Origin of the sequence: Paenibacillus humicola (assembly GCF_028826105.1) — a bacterium.
Lineage (GTDB): Bacteria > Bacillota > Bacilli > Paenibacillales > Paenibacillaceae > Paenibacillus_Z > Paenibacillus_Z humicola.
Genome location: NZ_JAQGPL010000001.1, coordinates 4965493 through 4981747, shown reverse-complemented (window position 1 = coordinate 4981747; position 16255 = coordinate 4965493). Strand labels below are relative to the sequence as shown.

Sequence of the window (16255 nt, the reverse complement as noted above, 5' to 3'; positions counted from 1 at the left end):
TGCGCTTACGGAACGCTGGCAAAATTCCAAATGAGGAGTGAAGTCATGTCGGGAAACCGCGCTGTTGTGTATGTTGAGCCGGGCAAGGTGGAAGTAAGGGACATTGCGTATCCGGAACTGGTGTTAAGAGACGGGCCAGGAGTCAACCCGCTCAATGTCGGACGCAAATGTGATCACGGCGTCATCCTAAAAGTCGTGACGACTAACATTTGCGGGAGCGATCAGCACATGGTCCGCGGCCGTACGACCGCACCGAGCGGTCTCGTGCTCGGACATGAAATTACGGGCGAAGTCATCGAGGTCGGTCGCGACGTAGAGTTCATCAAGAGGGGCGATCTCGTCTCCGTCCCATTCAATATCGCCTGCGGCCGGTGCCGAAGCTGCAAAGAGCGTAATACGCACGTGTGTGAGAACGTCAATCCGGATCGTCCGGGGTCCGCTTACGGCTACGTCGATATGGGAGGCTGGGTTGGCGGACAATCGGAATACGTCATGGTTCCCTATGCCGATTTCCAGCTGCTAAAATTCCCGGATAAAGAACAGGCGATGGAGAAAATATTGGATTTGACGATGCTGTCGGACATTTTCCCGACCGGCTACCACGGAGCCGTCAGCGCAGGTGTCAGGCCCGGTTCGACCGTTTACATAGCGGGTGCAGGCCCTGTTGGTCTGGCTGCCGCCCATTCCGCGCAGTTGCTTGGAGCGGCGGTCGTCATCGTCGGCGATCTGAACGCCGACCGGCTCATGCAGGCACGCAGCTTCGGCTGCGAAACCGTTAATTTGCGGGAGCACGACGATCTCGGCGAGCAAATCGAAAACATTCTCGGCGTTCCCGAAGTCGACTGCGCAGTCGATTGCGTTGGCTTTGAAGCGCACGGCCACGGCCGTTCACACGGCGAAGCGCCGGCAACCGTACTCAATACCATTATGCAGGTTACGCGGGCTGGCGGACGTCTTGGCATTCCCGGATTGTATGTGACCGGCGATCCAGGCGCATCCGATGCCGATGCCAAAATCGGAACGCTCAAAATCCGCTTCGGTCTCGGATGGGCCAAGTCGCATACGTTCGTTACCGGACAGACGCCCGTCATGCAGTACCACCGCAGCTTGATGATGTCGATATTGAGCGGCAGAGCGCAAATTGCGAAAGCGGTCAACGCGACGAAAATAACGCTGGATGAGGCGCCTGCCGCCTACGCGGAATTCGACCGGGGCGCTTCGAAGAAATTTGTCATCGACCCGCACGGTTTCTTGCAGGCCTAGGTGAATAGCTTTCGCATCGCTCGGGGTGGCCGGAGCTGGGTCTTGGTATCTTCAGGGTGCTTAACTGAGCGATTAAAGCGATCTGGCATCGTTGAGGTTGACAAGATGGACGGTCATAAGTTCGAGCATCGCCGTACAGGCAAGTATTGATTCCATATGCAGCGTTTGCGGCAGGGCTGCCTTAATGGCAGCCCTCTTTTCCCGGTTCCGGTCGATCGTGAACGTTTCATTATTTCTTAATCAGATTTGCGAATGCTTCCACGCCCGCCTCTGCCACTTTTACATCGTTAGGAACGGCGCTGCCGCTTACGCCGATTGCGCCGATGATCTCGCCATCTGATTCCAGCGGAATTCCACCCCCGAAAACGATGATTTTTCCGCCATTTGTGGTGGTTAAGCCATACAGTTCAGCCGATGGAACGGTGGCATCCGCCAAATTTGCCGTCGCCGTTTTGAGTGCTACGGAGGTCCATGCTTTGTTTTGGGCGATTTCGATGCTAGCCAGCCAAGCATCATCCATACGATGAACGGCCACGAGGTTGCCTCCTTTATTCACTATGGCTATGACCATAGCAATACCGAGGCTTTTGGATTCCTGTTCTGCCGCTTCGATGATCTTCTTAGCCAAATCTAACGTCATTTCCATCATTCGTATCTCCTCCTGATTTTTCGATTTGATATTTATTCCAAGATCATTATCTCAAAAAATTAGCCTGAATTGCCAATTAACGCAATATTATATTCAAATTTTTCGATCGTTCGGGATCTTGGTTCGGGCGTGAGCGTTCGGATTTCCAACTTTATCGCGGCACGTTCGGCTTTATACGCGCAATCAAACGTGAAGCGCTGGCCTACCTTTTGTGAACGTCCTGTCCGGTATCCTCGTTTTGCAGAAAGCGAACAATATAATTACCGATCATCATTGAGCATACATGGTATATATGATATGTTTGATATATTATATTATTTCTGCAGGTGATCACGGATGGAAACGCCGATGTATAAAAAAATTGTTCACTATCTGCTGGATGAAATTCAAAGCGGGCGATTAAAGCCGGCCGACCGCATCCCTTCGGAAAAAGAGCTCGGCCAAATGTTTCAGGTCAGCCGGATCACGTCCAAAAAAGCGCTTGACCAGCTGTCGCAAAGCGGCATGGTCGAGCGCATACGCGGGAAAGGCTCCTTCGTCACCGTTTCTCCCCCGGTCCATTTCGCCCCTTTCCAAGAAAGCCCCAAGCCGCTGCCCATTGCTGAACGGTTAATCGGCATCGTATCCACGGATTACTCGGAAACGTTCGGCCTGGAAATCTTGCGCACGATCGAACGGCTTCTTTCGCGGATGCAGTACCATTTGATCGTGAAGTTTACGAACGGATGTCAGGATCGGGAAGAACAAGCCATCCGGTCGCTTGTCCAGGCCGGCGTGAAAGGCATGATCGTCTGCCCGGTCAACGGGGAGCATTACAATGCCGAGCTGCTGCAGCTGGTTTACAAGCGTTTTCCCGTCGTGCTTGTCGACAAATACTTGAAAGGCATTCCCGCCTGCGCGGTCTACACGGACAACAAGCTGGCGTCTCAAGTTTTGACGAATTATTTGCTGGAGGAAGGGTACGAGCGGATTGCCTTTATTTCCTCTTCGGAAGAAAATACGAGTTCCATCGAGGAGCGGGTTTCCGGCTTTACGTCGGCGCTGCTGCAAAGGGGCATCATGATCAGCCAAAGCAGCCTGTTCACGAAGCTTTCCCGCCGGCTTTCGGATAAAAACGGCAGCCGCGACGAAGACAATTTAAGGAGTTTCCTGGAGGAAAACCCGCAAATCAAGGCGTTTGTCGCCTGCGAATATTACAACGCCGTCCTGCTGGCTTCCGTTTTGAAAAAGATGGGCAAAAAAATTCCGGAAGACTGCGCCATTGCATGCTTCGATTTCATCAAACAGCCGATCGGCGAAAAGGTGTTTCCGCATATTAAACAGGACGAGACCGCGCTCGGCGAAAAGGCGGTTGAATTGCTGCTCGCGCAGCTGGAAGGCAAGGAGGTGCCTCTGCAAACGGTAATCGATTTTAAGCTTGTGCGGCATGACTCTTTTACGAAAGGAATGAGTTGAGATATCAATCTTGTATTTTGTTTGAAATGTAATGACATATCAAAAATGATGTGATAATATTATACCAACAAAACAAGTATAATAGTTGGTATGACATCCAACAGCTACGTCAGTCTTCCTTCCCAACTATTCTTCTTTCTTCGAAGCCTCTTTTTCCAATTTTCGGCTCTACATAGGATGCTCGGTTTCAACCTGGGAAAACGATAACTTTTCGCCTTCTTTCTCTGTTCTTTTTTCTCTGCAGAGCGAAGGGATGAAGCATGTTTCGCCGCCAAAACGCCCCAGCCGGTTCTTCTCGGCCTGCTAATGAAAGCGTTCTCTTGTTGTTCGAAATTACATGTTCCGTTATACGGCGCAGTTTCATTCGGGAACAAGATCCGCCAAGGATCTTCTTCTATACATTTTTCGATACGGGAGGGGTCCAGCCAACGCGAGCCTAAGAAACCTACGAACGATAACATCCAGAATTCGGCAGTCTGAACAATAAGGACAAGGAAGGCGGTACGAAGGATGAATATTCGAAAATCGCTGCTGAGACGGTTGCCCATGTTATTGGCCCTGCTGCTTGCCTGCTCCCTGGCGGCATGCTCCTCCAATTCGGCGTCGTCCCCGCAAGGAAATGCCGCTTCGAGCGGCTCGGGCAATAATGCGGCCGGCAAAGCCGATGACGGCGGGAAAAAAGTGATCAAGGTTGCTTACCAAAAATTCGGGACGCCGCCCATATGGGGCGAAGAGTGGCTCAAGCAGGTCAAAACCCAATTCGAATCGCAGAACAGCGGGGTAACGGTGGAGCTTGTGCCGATCCAAGCCTCCGAGAACGATTTTTATACGAAAATCGCACTGATGATGAAATCCGATGAAACCGCTCCCGACATTGTGACGGAGGATACGTTTCTCATTAATTCCGATGCGGCGGCCGGCTATCTCGAGCCTTTGAACGACAAGGTGTCGGCATGGCCGGATTGGAGCAATTTCGTCGATGCGATGAAGCAGGGCGTAACGAGCAGCGACGGCAAAATCTACGGCGTTCCGTACAGCACGGACACCCGGGGGCTGTGGTACGACACCAATATTTTCAAAAAAGCCGGTCTGCCGGTGCCTTGGGAACCGAAGAACTGGAACGACATTTTAAACGCGGCCAGAACGATTAAGCAAAAGGTTCCGGGCGTGACGCCGTTCTGGAGCAACGTCGGCAAAGCGACGGGCGAAGCGACGTCCATGCAAACGTTCGAAATGCTGCTTTACGGCACGAATGACACGCTCTACAACGACAGCACGGGCAAATGGGTGGCGCAAAGCCCGGGATTCAAGGATGCGCTGCAGTTTATTTCCACCATCGCCAAAGAAAAGCTCGGTCCTCCGCCCTCTCAGGTTCTGAACGGGCAGGCGGGCAATACGCTCGTCGACCAGCTGATGCCGAAGGAACAGGTGGGCATCGCGCTCAACGGCAACTGGCTTCCGGGCTCCTGGGTTCAGAACGGAGCGGCGCCGTGGCCGGATGGAACAAAGGTCTATCAGCTCGCCGCCATGCCGACGCAGAACGGGCAGGGCCCCGGATTCACGTCCATGTCCGGCGGCTGGGCGCTCTCCATCGCGTCGAAATCGAAGCAGAAGGATGAGGCCTGGAAGTTTATCCAGCTCGCGATCAACAAGGACAACAACAAATGGTATAACATGCATCAAGGCAACCTGTCGCCGAGAAAGGATGTCGCTGACGATCCGGAATATGCGAATACGCCGGGCCAATCGTTCGCGCAGGCGACCAAGTTTACGGCATTCACCCACTTCAGGCCGGCCAATACCGATTACCCGGCGATTTCCACGCAAATTCAGAGCGTCGTGGAAGGGGTAGCCACGGGCAGCCTGACTCCCGATGCGGCCATGAAACAATACGCGCAGAACGTCGAACGCATAGCAGGCAAAGACAAAGTCGAGGAGAAGAACTAGTTTGGATTGCTGATCTCCGGACGCCGCCAAGCTGTATGAGCGGCGTCCGGTATTCCTTCTCCGGGGAGGTTTCGTAACGATGAAGGCTAACGTCGACGCATCCGTGTCCTTGTACCGGGGCAGCCATTTTTCTCGCCAAAGAGATTCGTACCGGGCCGCGATTTTTCTTTTTCCAACGTTCGCTTTGCTCCTGGTCTTTTTCTTTGTTCCGATCGTGCTCACTTTTTATTTCGCTTTTACGAATATGTCCTTGACGGGATCGGCTTCCATCCACACGGAGTTTGTGGGGTTTGATAATTTCAGTTCGATGTTCGCGGACCCCAACTTCCGTACGGCCGTCTGGAACACGATCATCGTGCTTATTTTTTCGGCGGTCATCGGCCAGCAGGTGCTGGGCCTGATCATCGCGCTCATGATGAACGAACGGAACCGCAAGTTTCGCAGCCTGATCGGCACGCTCGTCATCGCAGGGTGGGTCACGCCGGAAATTGTCGTCGCCTTCATCTGGTTTGCTTTTCTAAGCGACCAAGGCACCGCCAACATTATGCTCGGCTGGCTCGGAGCGAAACCCGTCTCCTGGCTGTATCAATTTCCGATGACGTCCGTGGTGGTGGCGAACATATGGCACGGGACGGCATTTTCCATGCTTGTGTTTCAGTCGGCGCTCGGCGATGTGCCCAAAGAAGTTACGGAGGCCGCGATGATTGACGGCGCTTCCGGCTGGCAGCGGCTGTGGCGGGTCACGCTTCCGATGATCAAGGGCTCCATCGTCACGAACATGGTGCTCATTACGCTGCAGACGCTCGGCTTGTTTACGCTCATATTCTCGCTTACCGGCGGCGGGCCGGGCAACAAGACGGAGACGCTGCCGCTTTATATGTATCATCAGGCGTTTGCGAATTACCAGCTCGGCTACGGTACGGCGATTTCGCTCATTTTGCTCGTCATCGGCATTATTGCCAGCATCAGCTATATCCGGTTCCTGAAGGTTCAAATTTAAGCAAGCGCATGGCTTCAAAGGAGGGAATTTCCGGTGCCAAAACGCAGCATTCGGTGGAACCGCTTTGTCGCGGAGAAAGTCATTGCCTACGCTGTGCTCAGTCTGATCGGCGTTTTATTTATCGTTCCTTTGCTGTGGATGATCTTTGCCTCCTTCGATCCGGCGGCGACGTTATCGGTCAACGTACCGGCCAAGCCGACGCTTCAGAACTTCGCCTCCATCGTCACGGATAAGGCGAACCAGCGGGCGTTTGCCAACGGTATTTTTTTGTCGCTGGGTCAATCGATTCTGATCGTCATCGTCGCCGGTTTGGCGGCGTATCCGCTGTCGCGGTACCAGTTGAAATTTAAACGCCCCTTTATGTATATCATTTTGTTTACCACCGGCCTGCCGATTACAGCGGTGATGGTGCCGGTGTACGAGCTGTTTCTTTATCTTCATTTTGAAGATTCGATTATTTGGACGATGATGTTCTTAACGGCGACAGCTCTTCCGTATGCGATCTGGATTATGAAAAATTTCATGGACTCGGTTCCGATCGATTTGGAGGAAGCGTCATGGGTGGACGGGGCGTCCGTATGGGCTTCGCTGCGAAAAATTGTCGTCCCGCTCATGCTTCCCGGTACGTTCACGGTGGCGATTTTTACCTTTTCGCACAGCTGGGGCAACTTTTTCGTGCCGTTCATTTTGATTCAGACGCCGGAGAAACTGCCGGCCTCGGTTAGTATTTATCAGTTTTTCGGGCAGTACGGCACGGTCGAATACGGCAAACTGGCTGCATTTTCCTTCTTGTATACCATTCCGGCGGTGCTTCTCTACATCCTGTCGCAGCGGTATATGTCCGCAGGCTTTAACTTCAGCGGCGGTACCAAGGGGTAACCGGGCCGGCCACGGGCTGGCAGGAAGTCGTATCTCTGTCGGATAAAAGAAAACCGTGATCCGCTTGACCCTGGAAGGTTGACGGATCCCGAACCAGAGCCTTAGGGCTCTTTTTTCGTGTTCCGGGAGCTGCCGCAAGGAGCTGATTTCCTCGATACGGATTGCTCCGGTTATTATTCCGATCGGTGCATAAGCATCTACAATGGGATTCGTGAAAATGAAGGAAAAAGGGGCCGCGAAACAGAAGCAATACATGCTTGCCCCCGAATTTACGTACACGTGAATACGGGGGTCCGTATGATTCGCGTTTCCGCTTGGAATGAAAGTCGAAGGAGTTTGTCGTAAAATGTCAGAATTTTCAGTTTTAAAATCGCATGCTGTCGGTTCATGATGCAAATCAAGGAATCGAAAAGGGGATGAGCAGGGTGGAGCAATATCAAATCGATTTCCAGCATTCGTTCGATTCTTTTTTTATCGAGCGCGTCAAAAGAACGGAATCGTTCAATATGACCGCGAACGACTGCCACGACGTCTACGAAATTTATTATATGCTTTCCGGTGAGAGATACTATTTTATCAAGAATCGAAACTATTTGGTCAGAAAAGGTGATTTGGTCATTATCAACTTTCACGAGCTGCACAAAACGTCGGACGCGCCCAATGTCGTTCATGAACGAATTCTGATCAATTTTCGGCCGAAATTTCTAAAAGACATGCCGATTAAAAAAGACGGCGTCGATTTGTTATCCTGCTTCGGGCCTTCCCGGATTTTGCGGCTGACGCTGGAGGAACAGCATGTTGTTGAAACACTGCTGAAAAAAATGATCAAAGAGGAGCACTGCCGCCCGATCGGTTACGTCCTTCATGTGAAGGTGCTGCTCATCGAATTGCTGCTATTTATCGCCAGATATAACAGCGACCAATGGGAGTGCAATTTTACGTTCCAAAATGCGCTGCACAAAAAAATTTCAGAAATCGTTTTCTATCTATGAAAACTATCACGAGAAAATATCGCTCCGAACCATCGAAAACCGATTTTTTATCAGCCCTTATTATTTCAGCCGGTCATTCAAAAAAGTGACCGGTTTCACCTTCGTGGAATATTTGAACCGGATCCGCGTGCTTGAAGGCCAGAGACTGCTGAAAGAAACGAATAAACCGGTCACCTGCATCGCGGAAGAAATCGGTTACGACAGCGTCAGTCATTTCGAAAGAAAATTCAAGGAACTGACCGGGCTGGCCCCGTTGAAATTCAGAAAATCGGTCAAGCTGCAATAAATGTTCTGCCGAGAGCAAAATAGGTTGAAAAATGAAAAAACAAGCAATAAATGTATAGCTCAATCGTTATTTTTTGCTGTATAAGTGAAGATATCTCGGGAGCAATCCTATCAGGAGAAGGAGAGTGCAGACGTGGAATATAGCGGCACCCAGGTAAAGGATATCAACATCGCTTACATCGGCGGAGGATCCAAGGGGTGGGCCTGGGCTCTCATGGGGGACTTGGCCATGGAGGGCGATCTTTCCGGCACAGTCAAGCTTTATGACCTTAACTTCGAGGCCGCGCATGTCAACAGCCTGATTGGCAACAGTCTGAACAATCTAGCCGGCGCGGAAGGGAAATGGCGGTATCAAGCGGTCGAAACGCTGGAAAAAGCGTTGACGGGGGCGGACTTCGTCATTATCTCCATCCTGCCCGGCACGTTTAAGGAAATGGCGTCCGACGTCAATCTCCCGCAGGAGTACGGCATCTACCATTCGGTGGGAGACACGACGGGTCCCGGCGGAGTTGTACGCGCGCTCCGCACGATCCCGATGTACGTGGAGATGGCGGAAGCGATAAAAGCGTATTGTCCCGGCGCCTGGGTCATCAATTACACGAATCCGATGACGCTTTGCACGCGAACGCTCACGGAAATTTTTCCGCAAATCAAAGCGATTGGCAGCTGTCACGAAATATCCGGCACGCAGCGGCTCCTGGCCGCGATGCTGAAGGATTTGAAGGGAATCGGGGATGCCGATTACAGAGACATTTCGATCAATGTGCTCGGCATTAACCATTTTACCTGGATTGATGCGGCCTCTTATCAGGGAACCGATTTGATGCCCGTTTATCGCGAGTTTGCGGACCGGTATTACGAAACCGGCTTCGAAGAGAAGCCCGGTCAATGGATGAACAGCCATTTCTCGTCGGCGTACCGGGTCCAGTTCGATCTGTTTCGCAGATACGGCATCATTGCCGCAGCCGGCGACAGGCATTTGGCGGAATTTATGCCGCTCGGGTGGTATTTGAAGGATCCCGAAACGGTGAAATCCTGGAAGTTCTCGCTCACTCCGATCGAATCCCGGATGCAAAAACAGGAGGAGCTGACGATCAGAAGCAAACGGCTGGCCGCCGGGGAAGAAAGCCTGCAGCTGAAGCATTCCGGCGAAGAAGGAATCCGGATGATCAAAGCGCTGCTCGGCTTGGGCGATTTCGTCACTAACGTGAATGTGCCGAATGAAGGCCAAATTAAAGGACTGCCGCTCGGCTCGGTTGTCGAAACGAACGCGCTGCTCATCAGGGACAACGTAAAGCCGGTCCTGGCGGGACAGCTTCCCGTGGATGTCGAGAATTTGGTGGCTCGGCATATACGGAATCAAGAAACAGTGCTGAAGGCGGCGCTGCTCAAGGATCACTCGCTCGCCTTCCGGGCTCTCTTGAACGATCCGCTCGTATCGATCGGGATCGGCGCTGCCGAGCAGCTGTTCGACCGCATGCTGCAAAATACGAAAGCGTACCTGCCCGGGTGGCAGGTGTAACCGATCCGGACTCGGGGACGGCTGCCGGAAGGGGCATGTTTCACATTTTGGATGGGAGGTCGTTCGGCATGATGAAAAATAAGTGGATGTCCGCATTTTCCTTGATCGTCCTGTCGACAGCGCTGATGGCCGGCTGCAGCTCGGGCGGAAATGAACCTGAAACGAAGAAGCCCGATACTGCGGACGGTTCGAAGGCGGGCGGAGCGCCGCAGCAGATTTCGTTAAGGGTCGGATGGTGGGGCTCCCAGGACCGGGCCAACCGTACGCTGAACGCGATCAAACTGTTCGAGCAGCAAAATCCGAACATCAAAATCTCTGCGGAATTTTTAGGGTGGGACGGGTACTGGGAAAAAATGTCGACGGAAGCCGCCGCCAAAAACTTGCCGGACGTCATGCAGATGGACGACGCTTATTTGCCGGACTATGTGCAGCGCGGACTGCTTGAGGATATGACGCCGTACGCAGCGTCCGGCGCGCTGAACTTGCAGGACGTCGACGACAGCTATGTGGCCGCCGGCCGGATCGACAATAAGCTGTATGCGCTCAGCCTGGGCGCAAACGCCGTGGCGATCGCTTACGACCCGGCCATGTTCGAGAAAGCCGGCGTTCCGGAACTGAAGCCGGGGTATACGTGGGATGAATATGCCGATACCGCGCGTCAGCTGCAGCAAAAATTGGGCAAAGGGGTATACGGGATGCCGCTGTCGGACGATATCGACAGCTTTAAGCAGTTTTTGATGGAGCGAGGCGCTTATTTGTACAACAAGGACGGCACCGGCTTGGGCTACGACGACGACAAGCTTGTCGCGGAGTGGTTTACGTACTGGAACAAGCAGCGCGAGGACAAGGTCGCTCCGCCGCCCGATATGACCGCCAGCTTGACGGCGCTGGAGGACCAGCTGATCGTGCACCGGAAGGCGCCGTTCCTGACGCTTCACAGCAACGAAGTCGTGGCGGTGACCCAATCCGCGAACCGGCCGATCAAGCTGATCGAATACCCGAGCTACCCGGGCGGACAAAAGCCCCAGTATTTGAAGCCGTCGCAATATTTCTCGGTCACGAGCGATTCCAAACAAAAAGACGCGGCGATTAAGTTTATCGACTTCTTCACAAACGACTTGAAAGCCAATGAAGCGCTGGGCGGCGAACGCGGCGTCCCGATTGCCGGAAAAGTGAGGGAAGACCTGAAGAAACAGCTGGACCCCGCCGCAAAAATCGCATTCGATTACGTCGATTATGTAAGCAAAAATTTCCCTCCTCTAACGAACAAAGATCCGGCGGCGGCCAGCGAAATCAACGACACGCTGTATAAAAGCATATCGGATCAGGTCAATTACGGACAGCTTACGCCGGAGCAGGCAGCCAAAGCGTTCCGCGAGCAGGCGGAAAAAATTTTCAAGCCGAAAAAATAAGTCGGTTCTTCCGGAGGAGTGGCGCAAATGGCAAACGGTCCGAAGACAGCGGTCAAACCGTCCGTCATTGACGGCAGCGCCAAATTGTTGACGGGATGGAAGCGGGATTTGGTCGGATACGCGTATATTTCCCATGGCTTCTGGGCTTTCTGTTATTCGTCATCGGTCCGATGGCCGCTTCCCTCTACTTGTCTTTTACAGACTACAATATGCTGTCCGCGCCGCATGGGGTCGGTCTCGACAACTACATCGCGATGTTTACCGATGATCCGAGGTACTGGACGGCGCTTAAGGTGACCTTCACGTTCGTGATCATTTCCGTTCCGCTTAAGCTTGCGTTTGCCTTGTTGATCGCCGTCTTGTTTAACGGCAAGCACAGGGGGCTTGGCGTTTACCGGACCGCTTATTATATTCCATCGATCATCGGCGGCAGCGTTGCCGTGGCGGTCATGTGGAGACAGCTGTTCGGCGTGGAAGGGGCGGTCAACAGCGTTCTGATTCACTTCGGAGTCGAACCGAAAAATTGGATTGCGAGCCCCGATTATTCCTTGTGGACTCTCATCCTTCTCGTGGTCTGGCAGTTCGGCTCCCCCATGCTTATCTTTCTGGCCGGGCTCAAGCAAATTCCGGCCGATCTTTACGAATCGGCGGAGGTGGACGGAGCCGGCCGGACCCGGCGGTTTGCGAGCATCACGCTCCCCATGCTTACCCCGGTCATTTTCTTCAACTTGGTCATGCAGACGATCGACGGTTTTATGACGTTCACCCAAAGCTTTCTGGTTACGCAGGGCGGCCCGCTGGATAAAACGCTGTTTTACGCCTTGTACCTGTACCAGAAAGCGTTCGGCGGCACGTTCAGTATGGGATATGCGTCGGCTATGGCCTGGATTTTATTGCTGATCGTCGCCGCTTTTACCGCCCTCATTTTCAAGTCGTCTTCCGCTTGGGTGTATTATGAATCGTCGGAGGATAAGTAAATGGCCAAAAGCGTTCAAGGCATCGTTTATCATGCGTTCGTCTCGATATTGGGCTTGTTCATGCTTTACCCGGTGCTGTGGACGCTGGCCAGCTCCCTTAAGCCCGAGAACGAAATATTCGTGAATGCCGCCAGTCTCATCCCGTCCCGACTGGAATGGAAAAATTACGCCGAAGGCTGGGCGGGCTTCGGCACCGCAGGCTTCAGCCTGTTTTTTCGAAATTCGGCCATCGTAACCGTCGTGACGGTAGCGGGCACCTTATTTTCGTCCACGCTCGTTTCATACGGTTTCGCCCGTTTGAATTTCAGGTATAAACCGGCTTTATTCGCCTGCCTGCTCTCGACATTAATGCTTCCCGGTCAAGTGACGCTGATTCCGCAGTATATTTTGTTTCACAAGCTGGGATGGGTAAACACCTTTTTGCCGCTGGTTGTGCCGGCGTTTATCGGCGGGGTGCCGTTCTTCATTTTCCTGATGATTCAATTCATCCGGGGAATCCCCAAAGAGCTGGATCAGGCCGCTTTCATCGACGGCTGCGGCACCTTCGGCATCTTCCGGCACATCGTACTGCCCCTGACGATGCCGGCACTGGCGACCGTATCGATTTTCTCCTTCTATTGGACGTGGACGGATTTTATGGGACCGCTCATTTATTTGAATAAACCGGAATTGTATACGGCTTCTTTGGGCCTCCGAATGTTTTCGGATCCGTCGGCGGTCACGGCATGGGGGCCGATGTTCGCCATGTCCATCCTGTCCCTGCTTCCGGTTATCGTCATTTTCTTATTCTGCCAGAAATATCTTGTCCAGGGCATTGCGACAACGGGCCTGAAAGGATAAAGAAACGGAAGGATGGTCGTCATGAAAGTCCATGTGCTGGAAACGCCCGAGCTGCTGGGGCAAATAGCGGCGCTGCATGCCGCGCGGTTTTTAAACGAGCGAATTCGTGAAAACGGAAAAGCAAGAATCATTCTGTCTACCGGCGCTTCCCAGTTCGAGTTTTTCAAGGCATTCGTCAAAACCGATGTGGACTGGAGCAAAGTGGAGATGTTCCATTTGGACGAATATGTCCGGCTGCCGGAAAGCCATCCCGCGAGCTTCAGAGCGTATTTGAAACACCGGTTTCTTGCCGAAGCGAATGTCCGGGAGGCGCACTTCGTCGATGGCGAAGGAGATGTCGAAGCGAACATCCGGCAGCTGAATGCGGAAATCGGGAAGGAACGGATCGACCTCGCGATGATCGGCATCGGGGAGAACGCCCATATTGCGTTTAACGATCCGCCGGCCGACTTTGAAACGAAGCAGCCCTATATCGTCGTGGAGCTGGATGAAGCCTGTAAAAGACAACAGGTAGGCGAGGGCTGGTTCGATACGATCGAGGAGGTACCGGGGCAGGCCATTACGATGTCCGTTCACCAGATCATGAAGAGCGACTGCATCATCTCCTGCGTTCCGCACAAGGTGAAGGCCGGCGCCATTCGATCGGCACTGGAACAACCGGTGACGCCTGCGATTCCGGCCACGATTCTTAAAACCCACCCGAATTGGTCGCTGTATCTGGATCAGGCTTCCGCTTCGGAAAGTCAGGACCTGTTTCAAAACGACTGAACCGGAAGGAGGATCGGGATGCGAACGTTGGATGAGCTGGAGCAAGCCATGACGAAGCCGTCAACGAAATTAATCGAGGATATGAAGAACATCGAGGGCGACCTGATGCTGCTCGGGGTTGGCGGAAAGATGGGGCCGTCTCTTGCGAAGCTGGCGATGAATGCCATACGCGAAGCCGGAGTGAACAAGAAGGTGTACGGGGTGTCCCGTTTTTCCGAGCCGGGATTGCAAGATGAGCTGGAGCGCTGCGGGCTGGAGACCATCGTCTGCGATCTGCTGGATGACGCATCGCTGCAAACGCTTCCGGACGTAAGCAATGTCATCTATATGGCCGGCACGAAATTCGGAACGACGGGCAATGAGCATTTGACCTGGGCAATGAATGCCTATTTGCCCGGGAGGGTGGCGGAAAAGTACCGCAGCTCTCGTATCGTCGTCTTCTCGACCGGAAATGTGTACCCGCTTTCCCCGATTCACTCCGGAGGGGCGACGGAGGATTTCGCGCCCGCCCCGGTCGGAGAGTACGGCCAGTCTTGTCTCGGGCGGGAACGCGTCTTCGAATTTTTCAGCCGCCGCAGCCGGACGCCGATGCTCATGTACCGGTTAAATTATGCGATCGACATGAGGTACGGCGTGCTGCTGGAGCTCGCCAAATCCGTGAAGGATGGCAGGCCGATCGACCTCGCCATGGGCCATTTCAACTGCATCTGGCAGGGAGACGCGAACGAGATCGCTCTGCGCTCCCTGCTTCGCTGCGAAAGTCCGGTCAACAGGCTGAACGTGACCGGGCCGGAAACCGTTTCGGTTCGTTATGCCGCTGCGGAATTGGGCAAACGGCTCGGCATGAAGCCGGAGTTTACCGGCAGGGAAGCGGAGACGGCGCTGCTCAGCAATGCCTCGAAATGTATGCGGCTGTTCGGATATCCGGGCGTCTCCCTGCTGCAGATGATCGACTGGACTGCCGAGTGGGCTGCGCACGGAGGGGCTACGATCGATAAGCCGACTCATTTTCAGCAGCGGGAAGGGAAGTTTTAGCATGGCGGCCAGGCGCAATTTAACGGAAGACCAGAACCGGGCGCTGCATGACGGGCTCGTCATACCCGCGCATCCGCTTGCGCTGCTGGAGGACCGCGGTCTTGACGAGACAAGCCAGCGCGCCCTGACCCGGTATTACATCGCATCCGGTGCGGGCGGCGTCGCGGTAGGCGTTCATTCGACCCAATTCCAAATTCGCGATCCGAGGTTCGGCCTTTTCGAGAAAGTACTTCGAATGGCGTCCGAGGAAGTGGACCGAGCCCGGATCGAAAGGCCGTTCCTGAAAATTGCCGGTCTTTGCGGCGGGACGGAGCAGGCGCTGGCGGAAGCCGATATCGCGGCCGGGCTCGGCTACGATGCGGGTCTGCTGAGCATGGGAGGGTTAAACGAATGGACGGAGGAGCAAATCCTTGACCGAACGGCTCTGGTTGCCGAACGGATGCCGATCATTGGTTTTTATCTTCAGCCATCTGTGGGAGGAAGGCGCTTCACCTTCGGCTTCTGGAAACGGTTTGTCGACATTCCCGGGATTGCCGGAATCAAAATCGCGCCGTTCAACCGCTATCAAACGCTCGATGTCGTACGGGCTGTATGCCATTCCGACCGGCGCGACGAAATCGCGCTGTATACCGGCAATGACGATCATATCGTGAGCGATTTATTGACCGTTTACCGCTTTCGGGTTGGCGGACAAACGGTGGAAAAGCGGATCGTCGGCGGCTTGCTCGGCCATTGGGCCGTTTGGACGCATAAAGCGGTCGCGCTGCTGGAGGAAATCAAGAAAGCGCGCGTCCGCGGAAACATCGATCCCGAGTGGCTTGTGCGCAATATGGAGGTGACGGACTGCAACGCGGCCTTCTTCGATCCCGCCCACGGCTTTGCCGGCTGCATTCCCGGCATTCATGAGGTGCTGCGCCGTCAAGGCTTGATGAAGGGCACGTGGTGCCTCAATCCGCATGAAACGCTGTCGCCGGGACAAATGGAGGAAATCGACCGCGTATACCGGGATTACCCTCACCTTCACGACGATGATTTCGTTCGCGCACATCTGCAAAGCTGGCTTGCCGAATAAGGCCCGGAGAACCGCGTCGTACACATCGGCATAACAACTGGCATCATCCGAATTCCTGCTCCTATTTGTCGGTGCGAATACACCGACATTTTTTTCTTCTTATGGCGTTTTCCCCTTGTTTTTCCCGGCCTTCACTGACACATTTTGTGCTGCTAAAGG

General features: G+C 53.7%; 14 protein-coding genes and 1 pseudogene. 14 read left to right on the top strand and 1 reads right to left on the bottom strand.

What is annotated here, in order from left to right:
• Positions 1-45: 45 nt before the first annotated feature.
• On the top strand, positions 46-1263 hold the full coding sequence (fdhA, locus tag PD282_RS22900; RefSeq protein ID WP_274653506.1) for a formaldehyde dehydrogenase, glutathione-independent: 1218 nt from the start codon (positions 46-48) through the stop codon (positions 1261-1263).
• Positions 1264-1492: 229 nt separating this feature from the next.
• On the opposite strand, the gene PD282_RS22895 is transcribed toward fdhA, so the two are convergent.
• On the bottom strand, positions 1493-1912 hold the full coding sequence (locus PD282_RS22895; RefSeq protein WP_274653504.1) for a GlcG/HbpS family heme-binding protein: 420 nt from the start codon (positions 1910-1912) through the stop codon (positions 1493-1495).
• Positions 1913-2260: 348 nt separating this feature from the next.
• Here PD282_RS22895 and PD282_RS22890 point away from each other — a divergent pair, with 348 nt between their 5' ends.
• From PD282_RS22890 to PD282_RS22830, 13 genes and pseudogenes are all read left to right on the top strand, one after another.
• On the top strand, positions 2261-3367 hold the full coding sequence (locus PD282_RS22890) for a GntR family transcriptional regulator (protein WP_274653502.1): 1107 nt from the start codon (positions 2261-2263) through the stop codon (positions 3365-3367).
• Positions 3368-3877: 510 nt separating this feature from the next.
• A complete protein-coding gene (locus PD282_RS22885; protein WP_274653500.1) occupies positions 3878-5314 on the top strand; it encodes an extracellular solute-binding protein in 1437 nt (478 codons plus the stop codon).
• 79 nt (positions 5315-5393) lie between these two features.
• A complete protein-coding gene (locus tag PD282_RS22880; protein WP_274653498.1) occupies positions 5394-6314 on the top strand; it encodes a carbohydrate ABC transporter permease in 921 nt (306 codons plus the stop codon).
• 33 nt (positions 6315-6347) lie between these two features.
• Positions 6348-7193, top strand: a complete 846-nt coding sequence (locus tag PD282_RS22875) for a carbohydrate ABC transporter permease (RefSeq protein WP_274653496.1) — start codon at positions 6348-6350, stop codon at positions 7191-7193.
• A gap of 425 nt (positions 7194-7618) precedes the next feature.
• Positions 7619-8185: an AraC family ligand binding domain-containing protein gene (locus PD282_RS22870; RefSeq protein WP_274653494.1), complete on the top strand. Its 567-nt coding sequence runs from the start codon at positions 7619-7621 to the stop codon at positions 8183-8185.
• Positions 8142-8471: a helix-turn-helix domain-containing protein gene (locus PD282_RS22865; RefSeq protein WP_274653492.1), complete on the top strand. Its 330-nt coding sequence runs from the start codon at positions 8142-8144 to the stop codon at positions 8469-8471. Before PD282_RS22870 ends, PD282_RS22865 begins: the two co-directional genes overlap by 44 nt.
• Before the next feature lie 132 nt (positions 8472-8603).
• On the top strand, positions 8604-9992 hold the full coding sequence (locus PD282_RS22860; RefSeq protein WP_274653490.1) for a family 4 glycosyl hydrolase: 1389 nt from the start codon (positions 8604-8606) through the stop codon (positions 9990-9992).
• Positions 9993-10060: 68 nt separating this feature from the next.
• A complete protein-coding gene (locus tag PD282_RS22855) occupies positions 10061-11404 on the top strand; it encodes an ABC transporter substrate-binding protein (protein WP_274653488.1) in 1344 nt (447 codons plus the stop codon).
• Between the two features lie 84 nt (positions 11405-11488).
• Positions 11489-12381: pseudogene (locus PD282_RS22850) on the top strand (carbohydrate ABC transporter permease).
• Positions 12382-13221 (top strand): carbohydrate ABC transporter permease, encoded by an 840-nt coding sequence (locus tag PD282_RS22845; protein WP_274653486.1) that lies wholly within the window; start codon positions 12382-12384, stop codon positions 13219-13221.
• Positions 13222-13242: 21 nt separating this feature from the next.
• Positions 13243-13989 carry a glucosamine-6-phosphate deaminase gene (locus tag PD282_RS22840; protein ID WP_274653484.1) on the top strand — a complete coding sequence of 249 codons (747 nt, stop codon included), beginning with the start codon at positions 13243-13245 and terminating at the stop codon, positions 13987-13989.
• A gap of 18 nt (positions 13990-14007) precedes the next feature.
• A complete protein-coding gene (locus PD282_RS22835) occupies positions 14008-15024 on the top strand; it encodes an NAD-dependent epimerase/dehydratase family protein (protein ID WP_274653482.1) in 1017 nt (338 codons plus the stop codon).
• Position 15025: 1 nt separating this feature from the next.
• Positions 15026-16096, top strand: a complete 1071-nt coding sequence (locus PD282_RS22830) for a dihydrodipicolinate synthase family protein (RefSeq protein ID WP_274653480.1) — start codon at positions 15026-15028, stop codon at positions 16094-16096.
• The last annotated feature ends 159 nt before the right edge of the window (positions 16097-16255 follow it).